The 23,864-nt window shown below is 61.0% G+C and carries 22 protein-coding genes; 8 read left to right on the top strand and 14 right to left on the bottom strand.

The window, feature by feature from the left end; translation table 11 throughout:
* Window positions 1–178 precede the first annotated feature (178 nt).
* Window positions 179–1,528, bottom strand: a complete 1,350-nt coding sequence (locus AMC88_RS16045) for a hypothetical protein (protein ID WP_029531442.1) — start codon at window positions 1,526–1,528, stop codon at window positions 179–181.
* A gap of 246 nt (window positions 1,529–1,774) precedes the next feature.
* A complete protein-coding gene (locus AMC88_RS16040) occupies window positions 1,775–2,344 on the bottom strand; it encodes a PadR family transcriptional regulator (protein WP_012484723.1) in 570 nt (189 codons plus the stop codon).
* Between the two features lie 170 nt (window positions 2,345–2,514).
* On the opposite strand from AMC88_RS16040, the gene AMC88_RS16035 reads away from it, so the two are divergent.
* On the top strand, window positions 2,515–3,699 hold the full coding sequence (locus AMC88_RS16035) for a YbfB/YjiJ family MFS transporter (protein WP_064825502.1): 1,185 nt from the start codon (window positions 2,515–2,517) through the stop codon (window positions 3,697–3,699).
* Window positions 3,700–3,824: 125 nt separating this feature from the next.
* Window positions 3,825–5,090 carry a peptide antibiotic transporter SbmA gene (gene sbmA / locus AMC88_RS16030; protein WP_012484721.1) on the top strand — a complete coding sequence of 422 codons (1,266 nt, stop codon included), beginning with the start codon at window positions 3,825–3,827 and terminating at the stop codon, window positions 5,088–5,090.
* Between the two features lie 226 nt (window positions 5,091–5,316).
* On the opposite strand, the gene AMC88_RS16025 is transcribed toward sbmA, so the two are convergent.
* Window positions 5,317–6,306, bottom strand: a complete 990-nt coding sequence (locus AMC88_RS16025) for a polysaccharide deacetylase family protein (RefSeq protein WP_064822505.1) — start codon at window positions 6,304–6,306, stop codon at window positions 5,317–5,319.
* A gap of 121 nt (window positions 6,307–6,427) precedes the next feature.
* Here AMC88_RS16025 and AMC88_RS16020 point away from each other — a divergent pair, with 121 nt between their 5' ends.
* From AMC88_RS16020 to der, 3 genes are all read left to right on the top strand, one after another.
* Window positions 6,428–7,012, top strand: coding sequence for an NnrU family protein (locus tag AMC88_RS16020; RefSeq protein WP_010002564.1), 585 nt, complete (start codon window positions 6,428–6,430; stop codon window positions 7,010–7,012).
* Window positions 7,013–7,115: 103 nt separating this feature from the next.
* The gene (locus tag AMC88_RS16015) at window positions 7,116–7,799 is read left to right on the top strand and encodes a tetratricopeptide repeat protein (RefSeq protein ID WP_010023313.1); all 684 of its coding nucleotides are present in this window, start codon (window positions 7,116–7,118) and stop codon (window positions 7,797–7,799) included.
* A 16-nt stretch (window positions 7,800–7,815) separates the two neighbouring features.
* Window positions 7,816–9,237: a ribosome biogenesis GTPase Der gene (gene der, locus AMC88_RS16010; protein ID WP_012484719.1), complete on the top strand. Its 1,422-nt coding sequence runs from the start codon at window positions 7,816–7,818 to the stop codon at window positions 9,235–9,237.
* A gap of 76 nt (window positions 9,238–9,313) precedes the next feature.
* On the opposite strand, the gene AMC88_RS16005 is transcribed toward der, so the two are convergent.
* On the bottom strand, window positions 9,314–9,757 hold the full coding sequence (locus tag AMC88_RS16005; protein WP_012484718.1) for a MarR family winged helix-turn-helix transcriptional regulator: 444 nt from the start codon (window positions 9,755–9,757) through the stop codon (window positions 9,314–9,316).
* A 164-nt stretch (window positions 9,758–9,921) separates the two neighbouring features.
* Between AMC88_RS16005 and AMC88_RS16000 the strand changes: the two genes are divergently transcribed.
* A complete protein-coding gene (locus AMC88_RS16000) occupies window positions 9,922–10,935 on the top strand; it encodes an alpha/beta hydrolase (RefSeq protein ID WP_064825501.1) in 1,014 nt (337 codons plus the stop codon).
* A gap of 90 nt (window positions 10,936–11,025) precedes the next feature.
* Here AMC88_RS16000 and AMC88_RS15995 read toward each other — a convergent pair whose 3' ends face one another.
* On the bottom strand, window positions 11,026–12,207 hold the full coding sequence (locus AMC88_RS15995; RefSeq protein ID WP_012484715.1) for a glycosyltransferase family 4 protein: 1,182 nt from the start codon (window positions 12,205–12,207) through the stop codon (window positions 11,026–11,028).
* Window positions 12,208–12,443: 236 nt separating this feature from the next.
* Window positions 12,444–13,484, bottom strand: coding sequence for a glutamine synthetase beta-grasp domain-containing protein (locus AMC88_RS15990; RefSeq protein ID WP_012484714.1), 1,041 nt, complete (start codon window positions 13,482–13,484; stop codon window positions 12,444–12,446).
* Between the two features lie 431 nt (window positions 13,485–13,915).
* Here AMC88_RS15990 and gstI point away from each other — a divergent pair, with 431 nt between their 5' ends.
* Window positions 13,916–14,107: a glutamine synthetase translation inhibitor GstI gene (gstI, locus tag AMC88_RS15985; protein ID WP_004678133.1), complete on the top strand. Its 192-nt coding sequence runs from the start codon at window positions 13,916–13,918 to the stop codon at window positions 14,105–14,107.
* A gap of 87 nt (window positions 14,108–14,194) precedes the next feature.
* Here the strand turns inward: gstI and AMC88_RS15980 are convergent, their stop codons facing one another.
* The 7 genes from AMC88_RS15980 to AMC88_RS15950 form a co-directional block, all read right to left on the bottom strand.
* Window positions 14,195–15,082: a sugar kinase gene (locus AMC88_RS15980; RefSeq protein ID WP_012484713.1), complete on the bottom strand. Its 888-nt coding sequence runs from the start codon at window positions 15,080–15,082 to the stop codon at window positions 14,195–14,197.
* Window positions 15,083–15,303: 221 nt separating this feature from the next.
* Entirely contained in the window at window positions 15,304–15,645 is a 342-nt protein-coding gene (locus tag AMC88_RS15975; protein ID WP_012484712.1) for a hypothetical protein, read from the bottom strand.
* A gap of 344 nt (window positions 15,646–15,989) precedes the next feature.
* A complete protein-coding gene (locus AMC88_RS15970) occupies window positions 15,990–16,976 on the bottom strand; it encodes an ABC transporter ATP-binding protein (RefSeq protein WP_004678130.1) in 987 nt (328 codons plus the stop codon).
* Window positions 16,969–17,976 carry an ABC transporter ATP-binding protein gene (locus tag AMC88_RS15965; protein WP_004678129.1) on the bottom strand — a complete coding sequence of 336 codons (1,008 nt, stop codon included), beginning with the start codon at window positions 17,974–17,976 and terminating at the stop codon, window positions 16,969–16,971. Before AMC88_RS15965 ends, AMC88_RS15970 begins: the two co-directional genes overlap by 8 nt.
* A 2-nt stretch (window positions 17,977–17,978) precedes the next feature.
* On the bottom strand, window positions 17,979–18,896 hold the full coding sequence (locus tag AMC88_RS15960) for an ABC transporter permease (RefSeq protein WP_004678127.1): 918 nt from the start codon (window positions 18,894–18,896) through the stop codon (window positions 17,979–17,981).
* The gene (locus AMC88_RS15955) at window positions 18,893–19,816 is read right to left on the bottom strand and encodes an ABC transporter permease subunit (RefSeq protein ID WP_012484711.1); all 924 of its coding nucleotides are present in this window, start codon (window positions 19,814–19,816) and stop codon (window positions 18,893–18,895) included. The genes AMC88_RS15960 and AMC88_RS15955 overlap by 4 nt, the downstream gene beginning before the upstream one ends.
* Before the next feature lie 48 nt (window positions 19,817–19,864).
* A complete protein-coding gene (locus AMC88_RS15950; protein ID WP_004678124.1) occupies window positions 19,865–21,445 on the bottom strand; it encodes a peptide ABC transporter substrate-binding protein in 1,581 nt (526 codons plus the stop codon).
* A 283-nt stretch (window positions 21,446–21,728) separates the two neighbouring features.
* Between AMC88_RS15950 and bglA the strand changes: the two genes are divergently transcribed.
* Window positions 21,729–23,375 (top strand): beta-galactosidase BglA, encoded by a 1,647-nt coding sequence (gene bglA, locus AMC88_RS15945; protein WP_012484710.1) that lies wholly within the window; start codon window positions 21,729–21,731, stop codon window positions 23,373–23,375.
* A gap of 253 nt (window positions 23,376–23,628) precedes the next feature.
* Here bglA and AMC88_RS15935 read toward each other — a convergent pair whose 3' ends face one another.
* Window positions 23,629–23,829, bottom strand: a complete 201-nt coding sequence (locus AMC88_RS15935) for a hypothetical protein (protein ID WP_012484709.1) — start codon at window positions 23,827–23,829, stop codon at window positions 23,629–23,631.
* Window positions 23,830–23,864 lie beyond the last annotated feature (35 nt).

Below are 23,864 nucleotides of genomic sequence, written 5' to 3'. Positions count from 1 at the left end.
TCGGGTTTTCTTCCTTCGTGGCGGCGTCAGCGCACCCGCGTCGCCCTTCGAGGCCCCGCGGGGCACTCAGGATTGAGGCTCCCTTGTTCTTTCGGGCGCAATCCGCAGTGCCTCTGCTGCCATCTTTCATGACCTGTCTCAGGAGCATTAGGAAACCACCCTGTCGTCAGGGATGGGGTTAGAGCGACTTCAAATACTCGGTGAGATCGCCTTTTTCCTCCGCGCTCAGATTCAACTTCAAATGGTCGTTATAGTGCTCGACGACGTCCTCCAGCGTGGCGAAGCGCCCGTCATGGTAAAAGCCACCCTTGTGGACCTTGTCCACGTTCCACAAGGCGCGCAGCGGCGCTGTCCGGTAGCGGCCGTCCGGGGCGCGTTTCGCCTGGAAATCGTCTATCCCGATCTCGTCCGCCGTGTGCAGGTTCCAGCCGGGTTCGGTGAAGAGCGGCGGTACATGGCAAGTGGCGCACTTGGCCTTGTCGTTGAAGAGGGCCTTTCCTTTTTCCGCCGCCGCCCTGTCGAAGGTGCCTTCCGGCGGCTGCGGAGTAGGCAAGGACAGCTGGTAGAAATGTAACGCCGGCAGTTTGGCGGTGATCCGGTCTTCCTTGTCCTGCTTGTGGCCCTGCTTTGTCCTAGCGGCGACCGGATATTTCTCGGCGTCATCAAGACGCGGATCATAGAACGTGCCTTTGCCATGCATCTCGAGGTTTCCGACATAGGCGTTCCAATAGCTGACGGTTCCCCAGGCTCCAGTCCAGGTATGGTTGTTCACGCCCGCCAATCCGAATGCGGGCGGATTGAGCGTGGCCGACGTCTTGCCGTCCGGCCGGAACGCCTTTCCATCCAGGTTGAGTTCGGCGTCGAACTTGCCGGGCCCCCAGGCTTCCACCGCCTTCTTCACGTCGGCTTCCGAAACCTGCAGCATCTCAGTGAATGCCGTAAGGTCAGGCGCCAGCGCGACGATCGCACCGATGTTCAGGTCACGGTTGGGCCAGCCATCCAGCCGATGACCGATGCCGGGAGCGTAGGCGTCGTCGACCGTCGAGTGGCACACCGCACACTGGATTCCGACCGACGTCAGGGTCTTTCCGTCTTCGCCGAAGAATCCGGTTACCCCCACAACGGCATTGGCCTTCAGCAGAAGTAGCGTGCTGGCCGGATCGTCAAGATCGACCTCACCTTTGGCGAGCGCAGCGGCAATGTCTTTTGGGATGGCGTTAACTTCGACTTTCAACCCGAGCTCCAGAGCTTTCTTGGGACTAAGGCCTGGCCCCTTGCCGCCCAGCTTCTCACCCGCGATCGCTTCGTGAAGCTTGAGTTTGCCTCCCCAGAAGTCCTCACTGCCGAACGTGTCAAAGCGGAATGTCTCGCGGCCCTCCTCCAAGTACCGTCTTGCTTGATCGGCCGCCGCGGCATCAAAGTCCTTACCGCTAACAGAGGGCTCTTTGCCTGTTTGGGCAGCGGCGGGAATCATCGTTGACGAGAGGAGAAGAAGGAAAAGAGCGGTACCCTGAGAGCGTAGAGACATGAAATTCCCTCCACGCAGCCGATGTTTTCGGCTTGCGCACCTGGATTTAGGCCAATGACAACAACGCCCCACAATATATTACCGTATGCTAAAATAGCAATTAATATACGAGCCAATCCGCGGCGGTCGCCCGCATCGAGGCGATCCAGACCTCGGAAGAAATCGTCCTTCGAGGCAGCTCAGGACGAGGCTCTCTTATACCTCGGCGCGTCCGCGAACGCGCCGTCGCCGGCACCTACCCCGTCTTCACCGCGTATCCGGCCTGCCGCCCTGTAGGATTTCCGTGGCCGCGCGTTCCAATATGCCGGCGATACGGGCGGCTTCGGCTTTCGACCAGGGATAACGCATCCTGAGCGCCGAGCGCAGCAACATGCGGGCGGCGCGGATATCGCCGCCGTCCTGCATGAAGTCGCCATCATCGCTGTCGGCGCCATGGCGGTCGGTTTCGAAAACACGCTTCACATACGCCATCTTCTCACCGATGCGTTCGAGCTTGGCGAGTGTGTGCAGGATCATGTCGCGGTTTTCCTCGACGCGGCGCCGGCCGGCCTCGGTGATGCGGTACAGCTTCTTGGTGCCCTCATTCTCCACTTCGGCAAGGCCGGTTTCTTCGAGATAGGTGAGCGCCGGATAAATGACGCCGGGGCTCGGCACATAGAAGCCGCCGGAACGCTCCTCCAGTAACTTGATCAACTCGTAGCCGTGGCGCGGCTGCTCGGCGAGCAGCGCCAGGATGACGAGCTGCAGATCGCCCGCCGCGAATTTGCGGCCCATGCGGAACGCTTCGCCGAACATGCCGCCTTTGAAACCTCTCACTGGCTTTTTCCTTTCATCGCAAGATGTATCGCTGGCTATGTCGTAAGACATATATCGTAAGATAATCACTTTCAAGGTGAGCCGGGGTTTTTTTCGACCTTTCCGGAAATTGATCGACCGATCAGAAATAGTCGTTTGCGATACCGGTGCTGCGGCGCGATAAGCGCTGCATGCTCTCCCGCCCCCCTCGCTCCCAGCCAAACCTCGTTGCCACCGCCGCTGCCGGTGCCGTTGCTATGGCGGCGGCCATGGGCTTCGGGCGCTTCTCCTACACGCCGATCCTGCCCGGGATGATGAGTGGCGTGCCGCTTTCGGCGGCGGATGCAGGTTTCATCGCCTCGGCGAATTTCGTCGGTTATCTCGTCGGCGCCGTGCTGGCGGCCTATGGCTGGGCGGCGGGGCGCGAGCGGCTGGTGGCGCTCTCGGCGCTGCTTGCCACCGCAATCCTGCTTGCCGCCATGGCTACCACCAATTCCGTCGCGATCTTCGCCGTCATCCGCTTCCTCGCCGGCCTCGCCAGCGCCCTTGCGATGGTCTTCACCTCGTCGATCGTGCTCAGCCACGGGGCCGCGGCCGGCAACGACCATGTGCAGGCGGCGCATTTCGGCGGGCCGGGGGCGGGGATCGCGCTGTCCTCGGTGATGGTGCTCCTGATCGGCCTCGGTTTCCACGGCGGGGCGGGCGGCTGGCGCGCCGACTGGATCGGCGGGGCGATCTACTGTGCGCTGAGCCTGGTCGTCGTTTTCCTGCTGTTGCCGTCTGCCCCGGCGCAATCGGCGCGCGCGGGTAAGGAGCCGGTGCTGGTCTGGAGCCGGCCGATGGTGCTGGTGACGCTCTCCTACGGCCTGTTCGGCTTCGGCTATGTCATCACCGCCACCTTTCTCGTCACCATCGCCCGCCTGTCGGCAACGGGAGCTTTCGTCGAATTCCTCTGCTGGTTCATCGCCGGTCTGACGGCGGCGGTGGCGCTGTTTGCCTGGAAGCCGCTAGTGAGGCCGTTCGGGCTTGGCGGCGTCTATGTCGCGGCGCTTCTTATCGAGGCGGCCGGCGTGCTTGCGACTGTGGCGCTGCCGCCTTCGGTCGCACCGCTGATCGGCGGCGCGCTGTTCGGCGCGACGTTCCTGGCGATCACCGCTTACGGGCTGCAGATCGGCCGCAAGCTTTCGCCCGAGAGTCCGCGCAGGATACTGGCGATGATGACCGCCGCCTTCGGCCTCGGCCAGATCGTCGGGCCGATCGTTGCCGGCTGGATCGCCGAACGCTCGGGCAGTTTCACCGTGCCGACGGTGATCGCCGCCGCCGCCCTTCTGGTCTGCGCCGCGCTGGTGATGCCGGTGATCAAGAAAGTCGCCTAACCGGTTACATCTCCGTAACAATCGGCCGAACCCATTGCTGCTTCCTTCGAACTGCCTTAGTTTCCGGCACAATCAGTGTTCCATGACACTCCCGAGACTCACAGTTCAGGAAAGCAAAGCCCCCCGTGTTTCATTCGTTTTTTCCCCAGCCGAAACCTTTCTTCATTTCGCTTGTCGTGTGGACGCTGATTTCAATATTCGGCTGGTATTTTTTCGCTGCGGGCCTCGGCGCGTCGCTCGGCTTTGTGCCGGTTCCGGAAGAGCAGCAGCCGATCGACCTTTCTTTCTTCCTGCTGCCGGAGAACCTTTGGTTTTACGGATACTTCCTTCTCTCGGCGGTGATCTTCTGCGGCGCATGGCATTTGAAGGCGCTGCACCATCCCTGGAAGCTGTGGTCGATCTGGGGTTCGGCGCTCATCATTTTCGTCACCTATTTCGGCGTCCAGATCACGGTCGTGATCAACAACTGGCGCCGGCCCTTCGGTGATCTTCTCCAAAACGCCTTGTCGAAGCAGCCGGGCATTTCCGTCGACAATTTTTATAGCCTGATGTGGGTCTTCTGTCAGATCGCTTTCCTCAGCATGTTCGTGTCGATCATGACCGACTTCTTTACGAGCCACTACATCTTCCGCTGGCGCGCTGCGATGAACGACTTCTACATGTCGAAGTGGGAAAAGCTGCGTCACATCGAAGGCGCCTCGCAGCGCGTTCAGGAAGACACGATGCGCTTTTCCAGCACCCTCGAAGGTCTCGGCATCAGTCTCATCAACTCGGTGATGACGCTCGTGGTCTTCCTTCCGATCCTTTTGGCGCTCTCGCATTACGTGACTGAACTGCCGGTCATCGGGCCGCTGGCGAATTCGCTCTTCTGGCTGGCGCTTTTCTGGTCGGCATTCGGCACGCTGCTTCTGGCAGTCGCCGGTATCAAGCTGCCGGGCCTCAACTTCCGCAATCAGCGCGTCGAGGCCGCCTATCGCAAGGAACTCGTCTATGGCGAGGATCATGCCGAGCGCGCGCAGCCGCTGACAGTCAGCGAGCTCTTTAATAACGTTCGGCGAAACTATTTCCGCATGTATTTCCACTACATGTATTTCAACGTCGCCCGCTATTTCTACATTCAGGCAGACGCACTCTTCGTCGTCTTCATGCTGGTGCCGACGATCGTTGCAGGCACGATAACCTATGGTATCTTCCAGCAGATCTCGACCGCCTTCGGCCAGGTCAGCAACTCGTTCCAGTACCTGGTCAACTCCTGGACGACGATCATCGAACTGCTTTCCATTCACAAACGTCTGAAGGCCTTCGAGGCGGCCATCGATGATGAACCGCTGCCGGCGATCGACCAGCATTATCTGGAGCGGGAAGCTGGCGTTGTTCATGTTGATGGGTGATAGGTAGCTTTCCGACGGATGGGGAAGCGCAGGCGGCAGAAAGAGGTGACTGGCGTGCCGTGCGGCCCCCTCATCCGCCTGCCGGCACCTTCTCCCCGCTGGGGAGAAGGGGAGGAAACGCGACCCCGCCACTTGCTTCCTCTTCTCGTCCCGCGGGGAGAAGATGGCTCGACGGGTCGGATGAGGGGGGCTGCGCGGCACCACCCCTCGTTCAAGAAGCATTGTCTCAGAGCCCTGACGTCTGCTGCAGCTTGCCGCGGGCCTCGATCATCGGGATCGCTTCGGAATAACTGACGCAGGCGACATCGGCGCGGTGGCAGACGTCGCTGACCAGGCGGTCCAGGGCTCGCCAGTAGGCGCCGCCGTTCATTTCCACGAAGTGGAAGCCGAGCTGGAGGGGGATGCGGTTGCCGTTGTACTGGCGGTCGAAGGCCTGGGAGAAGGCGGCATAGGAGCGATCCTCGAATTCCTTCGAATCGGCCCTGTCTTCCTCGCCCTTGGAGTGCCGCACGAACAGATTGTAGTCCATGCCGATGATCGGCTTTTCGCTCGGGCCCTCGGGGATCAGCGGCAGGCCGAAGCGGATGATGCCGTCTTCTTCGACTGGCATGGCCGGGCCTTTGGTGACGAGGCTTGCATCATAGGAGAAGCCGGCCTTCTTTTCGGCGGCGATCATGTCGGCGCCCGCCGTTGCCGCGAGATAGGGGGCGCGAAAGCCCCTGATGCCGTGATCGACAAGGTCCGGCCAGCCGGCAGGTTCCTCGATGCCGACGCTCTTCCAGGCATTCTTCAGCGTCGCGTGGAAAGTGGCATATTCGGCCGACCAGTCTGCCTCGCTCCAGAGGCGGCCGTCGAAATGACCGCAGGCATGGCTCGATATGTCGTGGCCTTCGAGATGGGCGTGCCAGATATTGCCGAGGCGTTCGCGGATCTCGTCGTCGCTCTGCGCGAAGCCGACATTCGATTTTCCGCGTTTCTGGTGCGGCGCCTGATAGGCCTTCTTCGCCGTCTCGTTCATCAGGAAGGTGCACGAAAGGAAATAGGTGAAGTGGGCGCCGTTCCTGGCGGCCATCTCCCGGCTTTTCAGCCAGAGCGCATTGTCGTGGGCGCCGTCGAAGGAGATGAGGACGAGCTGTTTCGGCCGGTCAGCCGCCTCGGCGATTGCCGGGAGAAGGAACGAAGCAGTCAGGCAGGTGGAGAGGAGAAGACGGGACATGGACACCGCGACAATTTGATCGCGGTTTCCCTCCTATAGAATTGCGGCGAAGCTGCGGTCTCAACTGGTATTTTTTCCCGTCAGCCGCTAAGCCATGACAAACTGCACGGAAGGGACCGCAATGGCACTGCTTATCATCGGCATCATACTTTTTCTCGGCGTGCATCTGGTGCGGGTCGTGGCTCCCGGCTTTCGCCAGTCGATGATCGCAAGCCTCGGCGAGAAAGGGTGGCGGGCCGCCTATTCGATCGCCAGTCTCGCCACGCTGATCCTGTTGATCTACGGGTTCGGACAGGCGCGCGCGGTGACCGGCATGCTTTACAACCCGCCGGTCTGGATGGCGCATATTACGATTACGCTGATGCTGATCGCGATGATCTGTCTGGTCGCCTCGCTGCTGCCGGCCGGACATATCGCCACCAAGACGAAACATCCGATGGTTCTGTCGGTAAAGATCTGGGCGCTGGCGCATCTGCTCGCCAATGGCGAGACGTCGTCGGTGCTACTGTTTGCCGCTTTTCTCGCCTGGGGCGTCATCCTGCGCATCTCGCTGAAGCGGCGCGAGCGGGCGGGCGAGATCACGCTGCGCCCCTTCGTCTCGGCGAAATACGATCTCTATGCCGTCGTCATCGGCATCGTTGCCTGGGGGCTGATCATCTGGAAGCTGCACGAATGGTTGATCGGCGTTTCGCCGCTGGTGATGTAACGAATCTTTCATATCCCCCTTACAACCGCAGCAAAATGGGGTAGAAGGCGCGGCAATGTGCGTAGCGCACAGCCTATGGGTATTGCCGCGGCCGGAGACGAGAATGGCATTCAACGACGACAGCTTCATCCGTGAAGTCAATGAGGAATTGCGGTCCGACCAGATGAAGGGCGCCTGGCGCCGGTTTGGCCGTTATATCATCGTCGCTGCTATCCTGATTGTCGTCGGTACCGCCGGCAAGGTTCTCTATGAGTATTGGGATGATAGCCGCTCCTCGGGCGCCGGCGACCAGTTCCTGGCGGCGATGAAGCTGGCCGACGAGAACAAGAACGATGAGGCGCTGGCCGCGCTCGACAAGCTGGAGAAGGAAGGCCATGGCGCCTATCCGGTGCTGGCGCGCATGCGGGCTGCGACCGTCCAGGCCCAAAAGGGCGACGCCGCCGCGGCGATCGCCGCCTTCAACGAGATCGGCAAAGACAACGGCGTTCCCGCTGCCGTGCGCGATGCCGCCAGAATGCGTGCCGGCTGGCTGCTGATCGAGAACGGCTCCTATGAGCAGGTTTCGGCCGCGATCGAGGAAATGGCCGTGCCCGGCAACGCCTTCCGCCATTCGGCGCGCGAGGCGCTCGGTCTGGCCGCCTACAAGGCCGGCAACATGGCGCAGGCGCGGCAGTGGTTCCAGTCGATTATCGATGACGCCGAAAGCCCGCGTCCTGTTGCCAATCGCGCCCAGATGATGCTTGATCTCATTACCGCATCCGGCGAGGCGCCCGCCGCGCAGGGCTGAGTTTTAAGGAAAAAGAATGAGTTTCACGGTCGCCATCGTCGGTCGTCCGAATGTCGGCAAGTCGACGCTTTTCAACCGCCTGGTGGGCAAGAAGCTTGCGCTCGTCGACGATACACCCGGCGTGACCCGCGACCGCCGGCCGGGTGATGCGCGGCTGATGGGTCTGACCTTTACGATTATCGATACGGCCGGTCTGGAAGAAGCCGACGAGGAAAGTCTGCAGGGCCGGATGCGCGCCCAGACGGAAGCGGCGATCGATGAGGCCGATCTTTCACTGTTCGTCGTCGATGCCAAGAACGGGCTGACGCCTGTCGATACCGCTCTTGCCGAAATGCTGCGCCGGCGCGGCAAGCCGGTGGTGCTCGTCGCCAACAAATCCGAAGCGCGCGGCTCCGACAGCGGCTTCTACGACGCCTATACGCTGGGGCTTGGCGAGCCGACGCCGATTTCAGCCGAACACGGGCAGGGAATGATCGACCTGCGCGACGCGATCGTCGCAGCGATCGGCAAGGACCGCGCCTATGCCAAGGAGGATGTCGCGGTTACCGATGTCGACATTCCGCCGAGCGAAAGCGAGGCCGACGGCGAGGATGAGGAGCCGGTCTATGACGACACCAAGCCGCTCAGAGTGGCGATCGTCGGCCGGCCGAATGCGGGCAAGTCGACGCTGATCAACCGTTTTCTCGGCGAGGACCGGCTGTTGACCGGGCCCGAGGCCGGCATCACCCGCGACTCCATCTCGGTCGAATGGGACTGGCGCGGCCGCACCATCAAGATGTTCGACACCGCAGGCATGCGTCGCAAGGCACGGGTAACCGAAAAGCTGGAGAAGCTGTCCGTCGCCGATGCTTTGCGCGCCATCCGTTTCGCCGAGACCGTGGTCATCGTTTTCGATGCGACGATCCCCTTCGAGAAGCAGGACCTGCAGATCGTCGATCTCGTGCTGCGCGAGGGGCGCGCCGCCGTCCTCGCCTTCAACAAATGGGACATGATCGAGGACCGCCAGGCGGTGCTGGCTGACCTGCGTGAAAAGACCGACCGGCTGCTGCCGCAGGCGCGCGGCATCCGCGCCGTGCCCATCTCCGGCCAGACCGGCTGGGGGCTGGACAAGCTGATGCAGTCGATCATCGATACCGACAGGGTCTGGAACAAGCGCATCTCGACGGCACGGCTTAACCGCTGGCTGGAAACGCAGCAGATCCAGCATCCGCCACCGGCCGTGTCCGGCCGGCGCATCAAGCTGAAATACATGACCCAGGTCAAGGCACGCCCGCCGGCCTTCATGATCTCCTGCACTCGTTCCGACGCGCTGCCGGAATCCTATACGCGCTATCTGATCAACGGGCTGCGCGCCGATTTCGACATGCCGAGTGTGCCGATCAGGATTCATTTCCGTTCGGCTGAGAATCCGTACGAGTCGAAGAAGAAGCGGACGTAAGGGGCGGGGCGCTGGTTTGGCGCCTTTATATTCGCTTGTGTCGTGCTCCGGGGTGCCCCGGAACGAGGTGGTGCGGTTAGCCGTGAGTCCCGCTCTTATTCAACGCCTCGCGCAGCGCCACGATCTCAGCCTGCAGCCGAGTGAGATTCGCCGCATCGCGGCCGCTCGCTTCCACGATACAGCCGGGAATGCCGATCGCTTTTTCCTTCAGGCGACTGCCTTCCTCGCTCAAGCGAATGACGACGACGCGTTCGTCCTCGCTGCTGCGTTCGCGCCTGATATAGCCGGCGCTTTCCAGGCGTTTGAGCAGCGGCGTCAGCGTGCTCGATTCCAGGAAGAGCTTTTCGCCCAGGCCTCCGACCGTTTGGCCGTCCTGTTCCCATAGCGTGACCATGGCCAGATATTGCGGATAGGTGAGGCCGAGCGTGTCGAGAAGCGGCTTGTAGACGCGGTTCAGCGCGTGGCTCGCCGTATAGACGGCAAAGCAGATGAAATCGTCGAGCTTCAGCGGATCCTGCATGGGGCAATCTCCAAAACCGGTCGACCATATATCGCGGGATAAATAATCGGAAGCGAGTTTTATGCATGGCTGCCATGCCGAGATTTAAATTGTGCGATAAATAATCGTGCGCGATATAGGTGGCGTGTTCAGAACGAACATCGAAAAACCGAGAGGACAGGACAATGTCGACCATCAAGACCGCAGTTTCCGCAGCAGCACTCCTGGCAGCTTCCGCCGTCGGCGCGCTTGCCGATCCGGCGCTCGAGCCGACAACGCAGACGTTCATCGATAGCCTGGCGGGCGGCAAGCCGATCTATACGCTGTCGCCGGCCGATGCCCGCAATGTGCTGGCGGGTGCGCAGAAGGGCGATGTCAAGAAGCTGGCGGCCAAGGAAGAAGACAAGGTCATCAAATCAGGCCCGACCGGCAGCATCAAGCTGCGGATCGTCCGCCCCGAGAATGCCAAGGGCACGCTGCCGGTCATTCTCTATTTCCATGGCGGCGGCTGGGTGCTCGGCGATGCGGATACGCATGACCGGCTGGTGCGCGAGATCGCCAATGGCGCTGATGCCGCCGTCGTCTTCGTCGACTACGAACGCTCGCCGGAAGCCCGTTACCCTGTGGCCATCGAGCAGGCCTATGCCGCGACCAAATATGTCGCTGAGCATGCCAAAGAGTTCAACGTCGACGCCAGCCGGCTGGCGGTCGCAGGCGACAGCGTCGGCGGCAATATGGCGGCCGTGGTGACGTTGCTTGCCAAGGAGCGCAGCGGTCCTGCCATCGACCAGCAGGTGCTGTTCTACCCCGTCACCGACGCCAATTTCGACAACGGTTCCTACAATGAGTTCGCCAATGGCCCGTGGCTGACGAAGGAAGCGATGAAGTGGTTCTGGAACGCCTACCTGCCCGATGAGGCCAAGCGCAAGGAACCGACTGCTTCGCCGCTGCAGGCATCGCTCGAACAGTTGAACGGCCTGCCGCCGGCTCTCATCATCACCGATGAAAACGACGTGCTGCGCGATGAAGGCGAAGCCTATGGCCGCAAGCTCAGCCAGGCCGGCGTCAAAGTCACCTCGATCCGCTATAACGGTACGATCCACGACTTCGTGCTGCTGAATGCGATTACCGAAACGCCGGCGGTCCGCAGTGCGATCAAGGTGGCGAACAACACGCTTCGCAGCGCTTTGCATAAGTAAGGGCGATTAGAACTCTTTCATGCAATTCCCTAGGAAAGTCGCTTCGCGCTTTTCCCGGCAAAACCGCTTCACACTTTTGCTGGAATTGCTTTAGTCCGAGGACGGCAAAGGCCCGGCGGCTTCGCCGGGCTTTCTGCTTCTCGGAAGCGACTTGGCGAATTGCCAGGCCTTCTTCCATTTCGGCGTGATGACGCCGTTGGCAGCGCGGATATTGTTGATGAATTGCAGCGTTGCCGCCTCCCAGGAATATTGCATGGCCAGCGCGCGCGCCTTCTCGCGCGAGGCGGAGAGGGCGGCGAGACAGGCGACGCGCAGATCCGCATCGAGCGCCCCAACCTCACTATCCTCGCCGATAATATCCAGCGGGCCGGTGACCGGGTAGGCCGCAACAGGCACGCCCGACGCCAGCGCTTCGAGGATCGTGTTGCCGAAGGTGTCGGTGAGCGACGGGAAGACGAAGACGTCGGCCTGGGCATAGATTTTTGCCAGATCCTCGCCGAATTTCACGCCGGTGAAGTGCGCATCCGGATAGCGCTGCTCCAGTTCGACGCGCGCCGGGCCATCGCCAACGACAATCTTCGAGCCGGGCAAGTCGAGATCGAGAAAGGCCGGCAAGTTCTTTTCCAGCGCCACACGGCCAACCGTCATGAAGATCGGACGCGGCAGGCCGAAAGGCTCTTCTTCGAGCGGCATGGGATGAAATTGCGTCGCGTCGATACCGCGGGTCCAGGGCATCAAATTCTTGATGCCGCGGGCCGACAGATCGCGGGCAAGGCTCGGCGTCGCGACCATGCAGCCGGCGCCGCCATTGTGGAACCAACGCACGAAGGCATAGAGCCAGCTCTGCGGGATCGGCAGCCGGGCGGAAACATATTCGGGAAAGCGGGTGTGATAGCTGGTGGAGAATGGCATGCGCTTGCGCAGGCACCAGCGGCGGGCTGTCAGCCCCAGCGGACCTTCCGTGGCGATGTGCACATAGGTGGGGTTATGCTTTTCGATCTCGCGCGCGACACGGCGGTAACTGGTGATCGACAGGCGGATCTCGGGATAGGTCGGGCAGGGGATGCTGTTGAAGCGCTCGGGCGTCACCATCGAAACCTCAACGCCCATCTTCGCCAATTCGCGATTGGTGTTCTCGATCGAACGCACGACGCCATTGACCTGCGGGTGCCAGGCGTCGGTGACGATCACCAGCCGCTCCGGCAGATTGCCGGCGGCCGCGGCACTGGCCCAGCTCTCGCCGCTATAAGTGTTTGCCGGACGTTGCAGCATGTCGCGATTTCCATCCGCGTTGCGATGTATGGCAACGCTCTACCCCTTAGCGGGGTTCCGGAATGGCGATTCCCGCCTCTTTATTTTGAGGCATGAGCATGATGGAAATATTACAGCGCTCTATGAACACTTACAGAGGCTTAGCGCCGTGCAGCCGGCAATTATGTCGGGAGGAAGAGAGCCTCGGAGGCTCAAAAAGAGACGGCGCCGGTCCGAGACCGGCGCCGCTTGGGAGGTTAGGCAGCAGCGGAAGCAGAGCCCGTGAGCGGAACTTCCGAGATCGTCTTCAGAACCTGGGAAGCGATCTGGTAGGGGCAGCCCTGCGAGTTCGGGCGGCGATCTTCCAGATAGCCCTTGTAGTCGTTCTTGATGAAGGAGTGCGGCACGCGGATCGAAGCGCCACGGTCAGCAACGCCGTAGGAGAACTTGTTCCACGGAGCCGTTTCGTGCTTGCCGGTCAGGCGCTTGTCGTTGTCGGGCCCGTAGACGTTGATGTGGTCCATCAGGTTCTTTTCGAACTGGGCCATCAGCGCCTCGAAATAGGCCTTGCCGCCGACTTCGCGCATGTACTTGGTCGAGAAGTTGCAATGCATGCCCGAACCATTCCAGTCGGTGTCGCCGAGCGGCTTGCAGTGATACTCGATGTCGATGCCATATTTTTCGGTCAGGCGCTGCAGGAGGTAGCGCGCCATCCAGATCTGGTCGGCTGCCTTCTTGGAGCCCTTGCCGAAGATCTGGAATTCCCACTGGCCCTTGGCAACTTCGGCATTGATGCCTTCGTGGTTGATGCCGGCAGCGAGGCAAAGGTCGAGATGCTCTTCGACGATTTCGCGGGCGACCGAGCCGACGTTCGAATAGCCGACGCCGGTGTAGTAGGGGCCCTGCGGAGCCGGATAACCGGACTCGGGGAAGCCGAGCGGACGGCCGTTTTCGTAGAAGAAGTATTCCTGCTCGAAGCCGAACCAGGCGTCTTCATCGTCGAGGATGGTCGCGCGAGCATTGCTCGGATGCGGCGTGACGCCATCGGGCATCATGACTTCGCACATGACCAGAACGCCGTTCGTACGGGCGGGGTCGGGATAGATGGCGACGGGCTTCAGCACGCAATCGGAGCTGCGGCCTTCGGCCTGCATGGTCGACGAACCGTCGAAGCCCCAGAGCGGAAGCTGTTCCAACGTCGGGAATGCATCAAATTCCTTGATCTGCGTCTTGCCACGCAGGTTCGGTACCGGAGTGTACCCATCGAGCCAAATATACTCGAGCTTATATTTTGTCATCGTGACTCTCTCAATGCTACGTAGGTGCGCAAATCCGGAGGCGATCTCGGCGCGTGAGCGCATCCGACCGCCAGGGGATGAAGCTCTTGAAGCATGTGGCGTGCCAGTTTGATTACCGGCGAAAGAAAAATCGAAAATCAGCCGGCCGGCACGCGTTTTTTTCGATCGAGCAACCAGCCTGATCGGGTACGCTAACACCGTATCCTCCTGAGAAAGCATATTTTCCGCTTCGGAACCCGATGAAAATTTCAGCGTTAGTCTGAAGTGATGAAGTGTTGAACAAATAGGCGGACGCTTTCGGCGTGGACAGCATAACGATCAGCCATAGTCGCGGTTGTGCTTATATTTTATGCAATTTGCATAAACTATGTGCAGCGTGCTATGGTGACGGTCGTCAATGTCGATGCGCCGAACTGAATGGAGGCGATCTCATGCCCACCGGTTTCCATCGTGAATCCGCAACGATCTACCAGTTTCCCGTCAAGCCGACGCGGGCCGCCAGCCGGTTCGAACGCACCCGGCGGATGGAGCGCGAAGCAGCCGACGTCTGCGACGCGGCGCTCGACAGCTGCTGGTATCATGACGAGGCGGTTCGCGACTCCGATCGGCCGACGAAATCCTGATTGCTTGATTCCCACGCGGGGTTAACGCCGATACGGCGGGGAGCGCGCCCGCGCATGGCGTTCGCATGTTCGTCGTCATGCGCGGGCTTAACGCCCGCTCAATCCAAGCTTCTCCTTGGCGACCAAGGCGCCATGCTCACTGACGACGCGGGCTGCGACGCCTGCGGCGAAGCGGGCGGCGACAGCTGCATCCTGCGTTTCCAGATAGCGTGCAAGGAAGGCGCCGTTGAAGCTGTCGCCGGCGCTGGTGGTATCGACCACTGTCTCCACCTTTTCGGCCGGAACAAAGCTCTGGTTGCCGGCGAAATTCAAATGGATGCCGTCCGCACCGTTCTTGACGACGACATCGGCGGCGCCCAGGGCGCGATAGCGTTGAATCGTCGCCTCGATGGAATCGTCGCCGAAATGCGCAGCTTCGTCGTCGAAGCTCGGCATGACCAGCACGGAGGAACGGGCGCCTTCGCTGATCGTGGCATGCATGACGTCGTAGCTCGACCAGAGGCGGGGACGGATGTTCGGGTCGAAGACCACGAGCTTGCCGGCCGCCTTGGCGCGGCGGATTTCGGCGAGCAGTGTCGTGGCATCCTCTTGCGGAAGAATGGCAAGGGTGATGCCGGAGAAATAGACGAGGTCGGCGCTTTCCACCGCTTCGCGGAGGCGATCGGGATCGGCAGCGAGGCTGCGGGCGGCCGAGCTGTCGCGCCAGTAGCTGAAGGAGCGCTCGCCGTTCTTCAGGCTGATCATATAGAGGCCGGGCGTCCTGCCCTTGATGCGCCGGATCAGGCTCGTGCCGATACCTGCCTTGTCGATGAAGGCGACCATCTCGTCCGACATGGTGTCGTCGCCGAGAGCGGTGAAATAATCGACCGACCAGTCAGGGCCAAGGCAGGCGCGGGCATACCAGGCGGTGTTGAAGGTATCGCCGGCAAAGCCCTTGCGCAGCAGCCCGTCGCCAGCCTGCGAGAGCTCCACCATGCATTCACCGATCGATAGAAACCGTCTTCCGCTCACCTTGTCCTCCCAGTACGAGCGCCGCTGATCCAACAGGCCGCTCTATCGCTTTGAATTGGCGCTTCATCCGCTGATACGCGGAGCCGGGCGGAGTGACAAGCATTGATGTTGCGGGCGCCGGTATCACTCGAAATGAAAAGCCCGCCTTCGCGGACAAGGCGAAGGCGGGCTTCAGCGAAGGTTGATTATTCGTGGATGGTGTAGCTGCCGAGCTCGCAAAGGTCCTGCGTGTCTTCGGTCGTGTCGAGGTTCGAATTTTCGTCGAACTCGAAGCGCATGTCGTATTTGCAGACGGTGCGGCCATCGGCGATGGTGATGTTCACGGTCTCGCCCGGATTGAGGACATCCTCGCCGAAGACGTCTTCTTCCCAGCTATTGACGCCGGTCGGCGAGCTGTAGAAGCGGGTCAGGACGGAATTGGTCCCGTTCGTGAGCTGGAACTTCAGATCTTCGGCACGCGACGGCACGGCTGAGGCGGCGATGATCGCGGCGGCAAGCGCGATCAATCCAGAGACTTTCGATTTCATGTATGCGTTCCCCTCGCCCATGATTGGGCGGAGAAAGGGATAGCAGATCCCCATCTAAATCTTTGTTATCGGAGACTATAGATTCCAAAATAAGTCTGTTTTCGGAACACTTCACCCCAAAGATGGAGGGCATAATATTCTGAAATCAGTGGAGGACGAATGCGGCTTTCGGGGGCTTAAAGCTCGCCAGCCCTCCTTCGTCATGCTCGGCCTTGTGCTGCCTTGTGCCGAGCATCTGCCTCCATCGATAGGCCAGCAGATCCTCGGCACAAGGCCGAGGATGACGTGTGAAGGGAGAGATCTATCATCAAGCCGAAGGCCGCCTCACGCAGCCATCGTGTCATTCACGGTCTGTCCATGTGGTAGCAGGCCGCCCTCTGGCCGGGGCGAACCTCCTCGATCGGCGGCATTTCGGTGCGGCAGATGTCGGTCGCCTTCCAGCAGCGCGGCGAGAAGACGCAGCCTTTCGGCGGGTTGAGCGGCGAGGGCGGATCGCCCTGCAAGCGGATGCGGGTGCGCAGGCGCGCGAGCTTCGGATCGGGGATCGGCGCGGCCGAAAAGAGCGCCTGCGTATAGGGATGGGCCGGATGGTCGAAGACGGTGGCGCAGTCGCCCGCCTCCACAACCCGGCCGAGATAGAGCACCAGCACATCGTCGGAGATCAGCCGCACAACCGAGAGGTCGTGGCTGATGAAGATCAGCGTCAGGCCGAACTCTTTGCGCAGCTTGCGCAGAAGCGTGATCACCTGGCCCTGGATCGAGACGTCGAGAGCCGAAACCGGTTCGTCGCAGACGATGAGCTTCGGCTTGGTGACGACGGCGCGCGCAATGCCGATGCGCTGCGCCTGGCCGCCGGAAAATTCGTGCGGGTAGCGATTGATCATCTCCGGAACAAGACCAACGGCACCCATGATCTCACGGACCCGCTCGGTGCGCTCGGTCTTCGAAAGCTTCGGCTCGAAGACGGTAAGCGGCTCGGCGATGATGTCGCCGACGGTCATGCGCGGGTCGAGCGAGGCGATCGGATCCTGGAAGATGATCTGCATGTCGCGGCGCGCGGCGCGCATTTCCTCTTCACTGAGGTCGAGGAGATTGCGGCCCTGCCAGAGGATGCGACCCTTCTGCGATTTCAACAACCGCAGGATCGAGCGGCCGAGGGTCGACTTGCCGCAGCCGGATTCGCCGACGATACCGAGGGTGCGGCCTTCGGCGAGATCGAAGCTGACATTGTTGACGGCGGTGAGGAAGACCGGCGGCTTGAACAAGCCTTTTGCCGGCAGTTCGAATTGGGTCGTCAGATTTTCGACCCTCAGCAGCGATCGCTCAGCCATGGTTCAGCAACTCCTCACGACGCGGGAACGGATGGTAACAGGCGGCGCAGTGGCGCGGCGCCAGCGTTTCGAGCGGCGGCGGACGGTCGATGCAATCGTTCTGGACCTGCGAACAGCGCGGCGAGAAATTGCAGCCCTTCGGCAGGTGCTGCAGGTTCGGCGGGCGGCCGGGAATGACGACGAGGTCGTCGACATCCTGGTCCGGCCGCGGGATCGAGGCATGCAACGCCGCCGTATAGGGATGGGCCGGATTGTCGAAGAGTTCATCGACGGGGGCCTCCTCGACGATGCGGCCGGCATACATGACGGCGACGCGGTCAGCCAGGCCTGCGACCACACCCAGATCGTGGGTGATCATCACCAGCGCCGTGTTCATCTCGGCCGTCAGGTCGTTGAAGAGATCGAGGATCTGCGCCTGAATGGTGACGTCGAGCGCCGTCGTCGGTTCGTCGGCGATCAGAAGCTTCGGCTTGGTCAGCAGCGCCATGGCAATGACGATGCGCTGGCGCATGCCGCCGGAAAGTTCGTGCGGATAGAGGTGGAACCGCCGGGTCGGATCCGGAATACCGACACGTTTCAGCATGTCGAGGGCAGCGTCCGATGCCGCGCGCGCCGTCAGGCCGCGATGAACCTCGAGCTGCTCGGTCAGCTGCCGGGAAATCCTCAGCGACGGGTTCAAGGCGGTCATCGGATCCTGGAAGACCATGGCCATGTCCTTGCCGCGAATCTGATCGAGCTCGCGCGGTTTTAGCGACAGCACATCCTTGCCTTCGAGCAGCGCCTGGCCAGTCGTGGCGCCGTTCTTGGCCAGCAGACCCATGATGCCGAGGAAAGTCTGACTCTTGCCCGAGCCGGACTCGCCGACGATCGCGACGCGCTCGCCGCGCCGGACGGTAAGGTTCATATTCGAGACCGCCTTCACCTCGCCGTCAGGCGTTGCGAAGGTGATCGAGTAGTCGTTGAGTTCGAGCAGGATGTCTTTTTGCGTTTCTAGGGGCATTCTTAACGATCCTTCGGGTCGAACGCGTCGCGCAGGCCGTCGCCGATGAAGAGCAGACTGAGCAGCAGGGCCACGAGGAAGCTGGCCGGGAAGATCAGCAGCCAGGGCATGCTTTCCATGGCGTCGGTTCCCTCGGCGATCAGCGTGCCGAGCGACGTCAGTGGTTCCTGCACGCCGAAGCCGAGATAGGACAGGAAGCTCTCGGTGGCGATGATTTCAGGCACGGTCAGCGCCGCGAAAATGACCACCGGACCGACGAGGTTCGGAATGATGTGCTTGACGATGATCTTGAACGGCCGCTGCCCGGAGGCGCGGGCCGCCTCGATGAATTCGCGATGCTTGATCGACAGGGTCTGGCCGCGCACGATGCGGGCCATAGTCAGCCATTCCAGCGCGCCGATCGCGGCAAAGAGCAGGTAGACGTTGCGGCCGAAGATCACCATCAGCAGGATGACGAAGAGGATATAGGGAAGCGCGTACATGATATCGACGAAGCGCATCATGATCGCATCCAGCCTGCCGCCGATATAGCCCGAGATCGCGCCGTAAAGCACGCCGATGACGACCGAGACGACGGTTGCCGTCAGTGCGACCGCAAGCGAGACGCGGGTGCCGTAAAGCACGCGGGCAAGAAGGTCGCGGCCATTCGGGTCGGTGCCGAAATAATGGCCGGTCTCGATCGACGGCGGGATGCGAAAGGCGGCCCAGTCCGGATCCTCGTAATTGAAGGGAATGAACCAGGGACCGAGGAAGGCGGCGAGGATCAGCAGCGCCAGGACGGCGATCGACAGGACGGCCGCCTTGTTGCGTCCGAGCCGGCGGAGTGCATCCTTGGTGAGCGAGCGGCCTTCGGGCGCGAGGCCCTCGGCCTGCAGTAGCTCCTCGGCGAGCAGTTCGCGTTTTGCGGGGTTGAGGATCATCGGTTTCTCACTTTCGGATCGAGCCAGGCATAGGCGATGTCGACGAGAAGGTTTAGGAACACGATCAGCACCATGTAGAAGATGACCGTCCCGAGAACCATGCCGTAATCACGATTGAGGGCTGCGTTGACGAAATAGCGGCCGATGCCGGGCAATCCGAAGATGCTTTCGACGACCAGCGAGCCGGTGAGAAGGTAGCTTGCCGCCGGACCCAGATAGGAAACGACCGGCATCATGGCGGGCTTCAGCGCATGGCGCATCACCGTCAGGCGCGGTCCGATGCCCTTGGCCTTGGCGGTGCGGATGAAGTTCTGGTTCATCACCTCGATCATCGAGCCGCGGGTGATGCGCGAGATGCGGCCTGCATGCGGCAGGGAGAGAACGACGATCGGCAGGATCAGATATTTGATCGAGCCGTCACCCCAGCCGCCGACCGGAAACCAGGCGAGGTGAATGCCGAAGATCAATTGCAGGATCGGCGCGATCAGGAAGTTGGGCAATACGACGCCGACCAGGATCAGCGCGCCGAGAATGTAATCCGGCGCCTTGTTCTGGTAGAGCGCGCCAAGGCAGCCGACGGCCACGCCGACGATGATGGCGATCAGAAAGGCGGCGGTGCCGATGGTGAAGGTGTAGGGCAGGCCGATCATGATCTGCTGGGCGACGGTGAAATCCTCGCTGGCGAAGGAGGGACCGAGATCGCCCCGCAGCAAGTCTCCGACATAGAGCAGATACTGCTGGATCAACGGCTTATCCAGGTTGTAGTGGGCCGCAAGGTTCTTGAGGATCACCGGCGGCAATGGCCTTTCGCCATCGAACGGACCGCCGGGGGCAAGGCGCAAAACAAAAAACGAGGCTGTCACGGCGATCCACATGACGGGGATCGTCGACAGCAGGCGACGGAGAGCGTATTTGATCATGGTCGTGGGCCGGTCCTTCCCGCGAGCGGCGGGAAGGACCGTTTTCCCTTACTCTTTCATCGACAGCCAGCGCGTGCGGTGGATGTCCTGGATGTTGTCGACGAAGCCTTCGATCTTCGGTGAGACGACATTCTTCGAGACATAGTAATAGATCGGCAGGGCGGCGGATTCATCAAGCGCCAGCTGCTCGGCCTTCTTGAAGATTTCGGCGCGCTTTTTCAGATCGGTTTCGGCGTTGCCGTCCTTGATCATCTTGTCATAATCGGGATTGGACCAGCGGCCATAATTCATCTGGACGCCTGTTACCAGCAGGTTCAGGAAATTGTCCGGATCGTTGTAATCGGCAAGCCAGCCGGCACGGCCGATTTCGACCTGACCGCGCTGCATCTGGTCGTAGTGCACCTTCGTTTCGGCATTGACGAGCTCGACATCGACGCCAAGCGGCTTCCACATGGATGCGATCGCAACGGCGATGCGCTTGTGGTTGTCGTTGGTGTTGTAGCTGAGGACGGCGTGAAGCGGCTTGTCCGGACCGAAGCCCGCCTCAGTGAGCAGCTTCTTGGCCTCGGCGACCTTGTCCTTATAGGGCAGGTCCTTCCAACTGACATAGGCCGGCTCGCCATAGTTCGCAGTGCCCGGCGGTACCCAGGAATAGGCCGGCAGTTCGCCGGTGCCGAGGATCTGTGGTCCGATCACTTCGCGGTTGATCGCCATCGATAGTGCCTGGCGGACGCGCTTGTCGCTGAAGGGCGGCTTCTGCGAGTTGACGACATAATAATAGAGGCCGGAGAAGGGGGCGACATGCGCCTGGCCCGGCAGGTTCTTCTTCATCCACTCGTACTGATCGGTCGGGAAATCGGTGAGGATATCGAATTCGCCGGCGCGGTAACGTTTCAGCGCCGCTTCTTGATCCTCGAGCACGAAGAACTTGGCGCCGTCGATCTTCAGGTCCTTGGTGCCGTACCACTGATCGTTCTTGACTGTCGTCACGTGCGAGCCGGGAACCCACTCGACCGGCTTATAGGGGCCGTTGGTGACGATGTTGCCGATCTTGACCCAGTCCTGACCCTTGGCCTCGACGACGTGTTTGGGCAGCGGATAGGCGGTGTAATGCATCAGCGCATTGAGGAAATAGGGGGTGGGGTTTTCGAGGGTGATTTCAAGCGTCTTGTCGTCGATCGCCTTGACGCCGAGCTGGTTGAGGTCGGTAATTTCACCCTTGTTGATCTTTTCGGCGTTCTTGATGGTGAACTGCAGATAGGCATAATCGGCGGCGTTCTTCGGGTCGACGAGGCGCTGGAAGGCGAAGACGAAGTCTCCTGCCGTGACCGGCTGGCCATCGGACCACTTGATGCCGTCGCGAAGCTTGAAGGTGTAGACCTTGCCATCGGGCGAAATCGTCCAGCTTTCGGCTTGGCCGGGGACCGGATTGTCCTTGGCATCCTCGGTGACGAGGCCTTCGAAGATGTCGCCGGCGATGCGATTCTCCCAGTCGCCTGAAAGTTTCTGCGGATCGAGTGACTGCGGGTCGCCACCATTATGAATGTTGAGCGTCGCCGCTTGAGCCGAAAACGCCAGCAATGTGCCAAGCATTGCGGAGGCGAGAAATTTTTTCGCGAAATGGTTCATCGTGGGTCCACCTTCCTAGGCTTTGCGCCTTTATTAGACATTTGTTCCCGGGTTTGACCTTTTACGTGCAGGTCAGTGCGCACCTTATCGCAAAGGCTTTGCGTTGCAACCCCAAATCCGGAGGCTGGAAACGGGTTGTGGACAAGCCTATATACGTCTCCCCCTTGTCGGATCGCGACGACATATGGCGACAGGTCCGTCACCTCCAGAACGGCCTCACATGTTGTCTTTTGCTTCGTCCGCTTTAGTGTTGCGGGCGCAAACGAAGCAGGAGATGTGGCCGATGGCATTGCAGGCAGGCGGTAATGCGGATTGGTGGCGCGGCGCGGTGATCTATCAGGTCTATCCGCGCTCGTTTCAAGACACCAACAGCGATGGCCTCGGCGACCTCAAGGGAATTACCCGCCGGCTGCCGTATATCGCCAGTCTCGGTGTCGATGCGATCTGGCTCTCGCCCTTCTTCAAGTCGCCAATGGCCGACATGGGCTATGACGTCTCCGATTATTGCGATGTCGACCCGATCTTCGGGACACTTGCCGATTTCGACGAGATGATGGCCGAGGCGCACAGGCTCGGCATCAAGGTCGTCATCGACCAGGTGATCTCGCACACATCCGACCGGCATCCCTGGTTCGTCGAGAGCCGGTCGAGCCGAACCAATCCTAAGGCGGACTGGTATGTCTGGGCCGATCCGAAGCCGGATGGGACGGCGCCGAACAACTGGCTGTCGATCTTCGGCGGGCCGGGCTGGGAGTGGGACGGCGTGCGCCGGCAATATTATCAGCATAATTTTCTCACCTCGCAGCCGGACCTCAACTTCCACAGCGAGGCCGTGCAGGATGCGGTGCTGGAAACGGTGAAATTCTGGCTCGACCGGGGAGTCGACGGCTTTCGGCTGGATACGGTCAACTATTATTTCTGCGACAAGCAGCTCAGAAGCAATCCGCCGCACGAGCCCGATGAGGATGACGCCGGTCTCGACGCGCCCGACACCAACCCTTACGGCATGCAGAACCACCTCTACGACAAGACGCAGCCGGAGAATATCGGCTTTCTCAAGCGCTTCCGGTCGCTGCTCGACCGCTACGAGGATCGCACCACCGTCGGCGAAGTCGGCGACGGCGCGCGATCGCTGAAGACGGTGGCCGCCTATACGAGCGGCGACGACAAGCTGCATATGTGCTACACGTTCGACTTGCTGGGGCCGGACTTTACCGCCGACCACATCCGCGGCTGCGTCGAAGCCTTCCAGAAATCGGTGACCGATGGCTGGGTCTGCTGGGCCTTTTCCAACCATGACGTCATGCGCCATGTCAGCCGTTTTGCGCTGACGGAGGAAGAGCGGCCTGACATCGCCAAGCTGGCGATTTCCGTGCTTTCGGCGTTGCGCGGCTCGATCTGCCTCTATCAGGGCGAGGAGCTCGGCCTGCCGGAGGCGGAGCTCGCTTTCGAGGATCTGCGCGACCCATACGGCATCCGCTTCTGGCCGGCCTTCAAAGGCCGCGACGGATGCCGCACGCCGATGCCCTGGGAAGCCGGCAAGGCGCATGCCGGCTTCACCTCTGCCGAAAAGAGCTGGCTGCCGGTGCCTTATGAGCAGGCGGCCCTTTCTGTCGATACGCAGGAGGCAAGCGGCGGATCGGTGCTCAATCACTATCGCAGGGCGCTCGCCTTCCGAAAAAGCCATCCGGCGCTGATCGACGGCGAGATGACCTTCGTCGACACCAATCAGGACCTGCTCGCCTTCACTCGCGAGAAGGGCGGAGAAAAGCTGCTCTTCGTTTTCAATCTGACGCGCGAACCGGCGGAATTCCGACTGCCTGAAGGCATCATGCTGGCCGAGTCGCTGGAGATGCCGGGCTTTGAAGCGGTGTCAGCTTCGGGGCTGGTGAAGCTTGCCGCGCTGGACGGGTTCTGTGCGCGGATTTGAGGATTATTTCAGCAACTTGTCGTAATCCACATGGGAGCCGATCCAAAACCAGATGACGTCGTCGCCATCCCTGATGGCTAAAGCTTTCCAGACGTGCCAACGCGCGCCGACCAAAAGCGGCCGACGCGCTTGAAGTGCAGGGATGGATGTCTGGGATCTTGTTTGAGCAGATCGAAATTTTCGTCGGCCAGCTTCCGTATCTGCTCAGGCAAGCCGTCATAGCCCTCCCAGAAGGAGGGAGTTGCATGGTGTTTCAAAGCGGCCTTGTCTTTCCGGCACGAAAATCCGCTAAGGCCTTCGCCGCGAAACGATCGAGCTTGCCGCTCGCGGCGTCCGCTTCCATCTGTCGATACCAGCGTTCGGTCTGAAGGGCTTCAAACCACGCCGAAAAGGCCTCGAACTCCTGCTTGTCGAGTTCGGTCACGGATTTTTCAGTCTGTTCCAGCTTGGTCATGATTTGCTCCAGCGATATCGCAAAATCGGCGCTGG

Origin of the sequence: Rhizobium phaseoli, assembly GCF_001664385.1 — a bacterium.
Lineage (GTDB): Bacteria > Pseudomonadota > Alphaproteobacteria > Rhizobiales > Rhizobiaceae > Rhizobium > Rhizobium phaseoli.
Note: the sequence above shows the minus strand (reverse complement) of the source record. Positions and strands in the feature narration are given on the sequence as shown.

Coding starts and splice junctions, on each gene's coding strand:
- AMC88_RS16045 (WP_029531442.1), bottom strand. CDS start 1,528: ATGTCTCTACGCTCTCAGGGTACCGCTCTTTTCCTTCTTCTCCTCTCG.
- AMC88_RS16035 (WP_064825502.1), top strand. CDS start 2,515: ATGCTCTCCCGCCCCCCTCGCTCCCAGCCAAACCTCGTTGCCACCGCC.
- AMC88_RS16025 (WP_064822505.1), bottom strand. CDS start 6,306: ATGTCCCGTCTTCTCCTCTCCACCTGCCTGACTGCTTCGTTCCTTCTC.
- AMC88_RS16020 (WP_010002564.1), top strand. CDS start 6,428: ATGGCACTGCTTATCATCGGCATCATACTTTTTCTCGGCGTGCATCTG.
- AMC88_RS16015 (WP_010023313.1), top strand. CDS start 7,116: ATGGCATTCAACGACGACAGCTTCATCCGTGAAGTCAATGAGGAATTG.
- der (WP_012484719.1), top strand. CDS start 7,816: ATGAGTTTCACGGTCGCCATCGTCGGTCGTCCGAATGTCGGCAAGTCG.
- AMC88_RS16005 (WP_012484718.1), bottom strand. CDS start 9,757: ATGCAGGATCCGCTGAAGCTCGACGATTTCATCTGCTTTGCCGTCTAT.
- AMC88_RS16000 (WP_064825501.1), top strand. CDS start 9,922: ATGTCGACCATCAAGACCGCAGTTTCCGCAGCAGCACTCCTGGCAGCT.
- AMC88_RS15995 (WP_012484715.1), bottom strand. CDS start 12,207: ATGCTGCAACGTCCGGCAAACACTTATAGCGGCGAGAGCTGGGCCAGT.
- AMC88_RS15990 (WP_012484714.1), bottom strand. CDS start 13,484: ATGACAAAATATAAGCTCGAGTATATTTGGCTCGATGGGTACACTCCG.
- gstI (WP_004678133.1), top strand. CDS start 13,916: ATGCCCACCGGTTTCCATCGTGAATCCGCAACGATCTACCAGTTTCCC.
- AMC88_RS15980 (WP_012484713.1), bottom strand. CDS start 15,082: ATGGTGGAGCTCTCGCAGGCTGGCGACGGGCTGCTGCGCAAGGGCTTT.
- AMC88_RS15975 (WP_012484712.1), bottom strand. CDS start 15,645: ATGAAATCGAAAGTCTCTGGATTGATCGCGCTTGCCGCCGCGATCATC.
- AMC88_RS15970 (WP_004678130.1), bottom strand. CDS start 16,976: ATGGCTGAGCGATCGCTGCTGAGGGTCGAAAATCTGACGACCCAATTC.
- AMC88_RS15965 (WP_004678129.1), bottom strand. CDS start 17,976: ATGCCCCTAGAAACGCAAAAAGACATCCTGCTCGAACTCAACGACTAC.
- AMC88_RS15960 (WP_004678127.1), bottom strand. CDS start 18,896: ATGATCCTCAACCCCGCAAAACGCGAACTGCTCGCCGAGGAGCTACTG.
- AMC88_RS15955 (WP_012484711.1), bottom strand. CDS start 19,816: ATGATCAAATACGCTCTCCGTCGCCTGCTGTCGACGATCCCCGTCATG.
- AMC88_RS15950 (WP_004678124.1), bottom strand. CDS start 21,445: ATGAACCATTTCGCGAAAAAATTTCTCGCCTCCGCAATGCTTGGCACA.
- bglA (WP_012484710.1), top strand. CDS start 21,729: ATGGCATTGCAGGCAGGCGGTAATGCGGATTGGTGGCGCGGCGCGGTG.
- AMC88_RS15935 (WP_012484709.1), bottom strand. CDS start 23,829: ATGACCAAGCTGGAACAGACTGAAAAATCCGTGACCGAACTCGACAAG.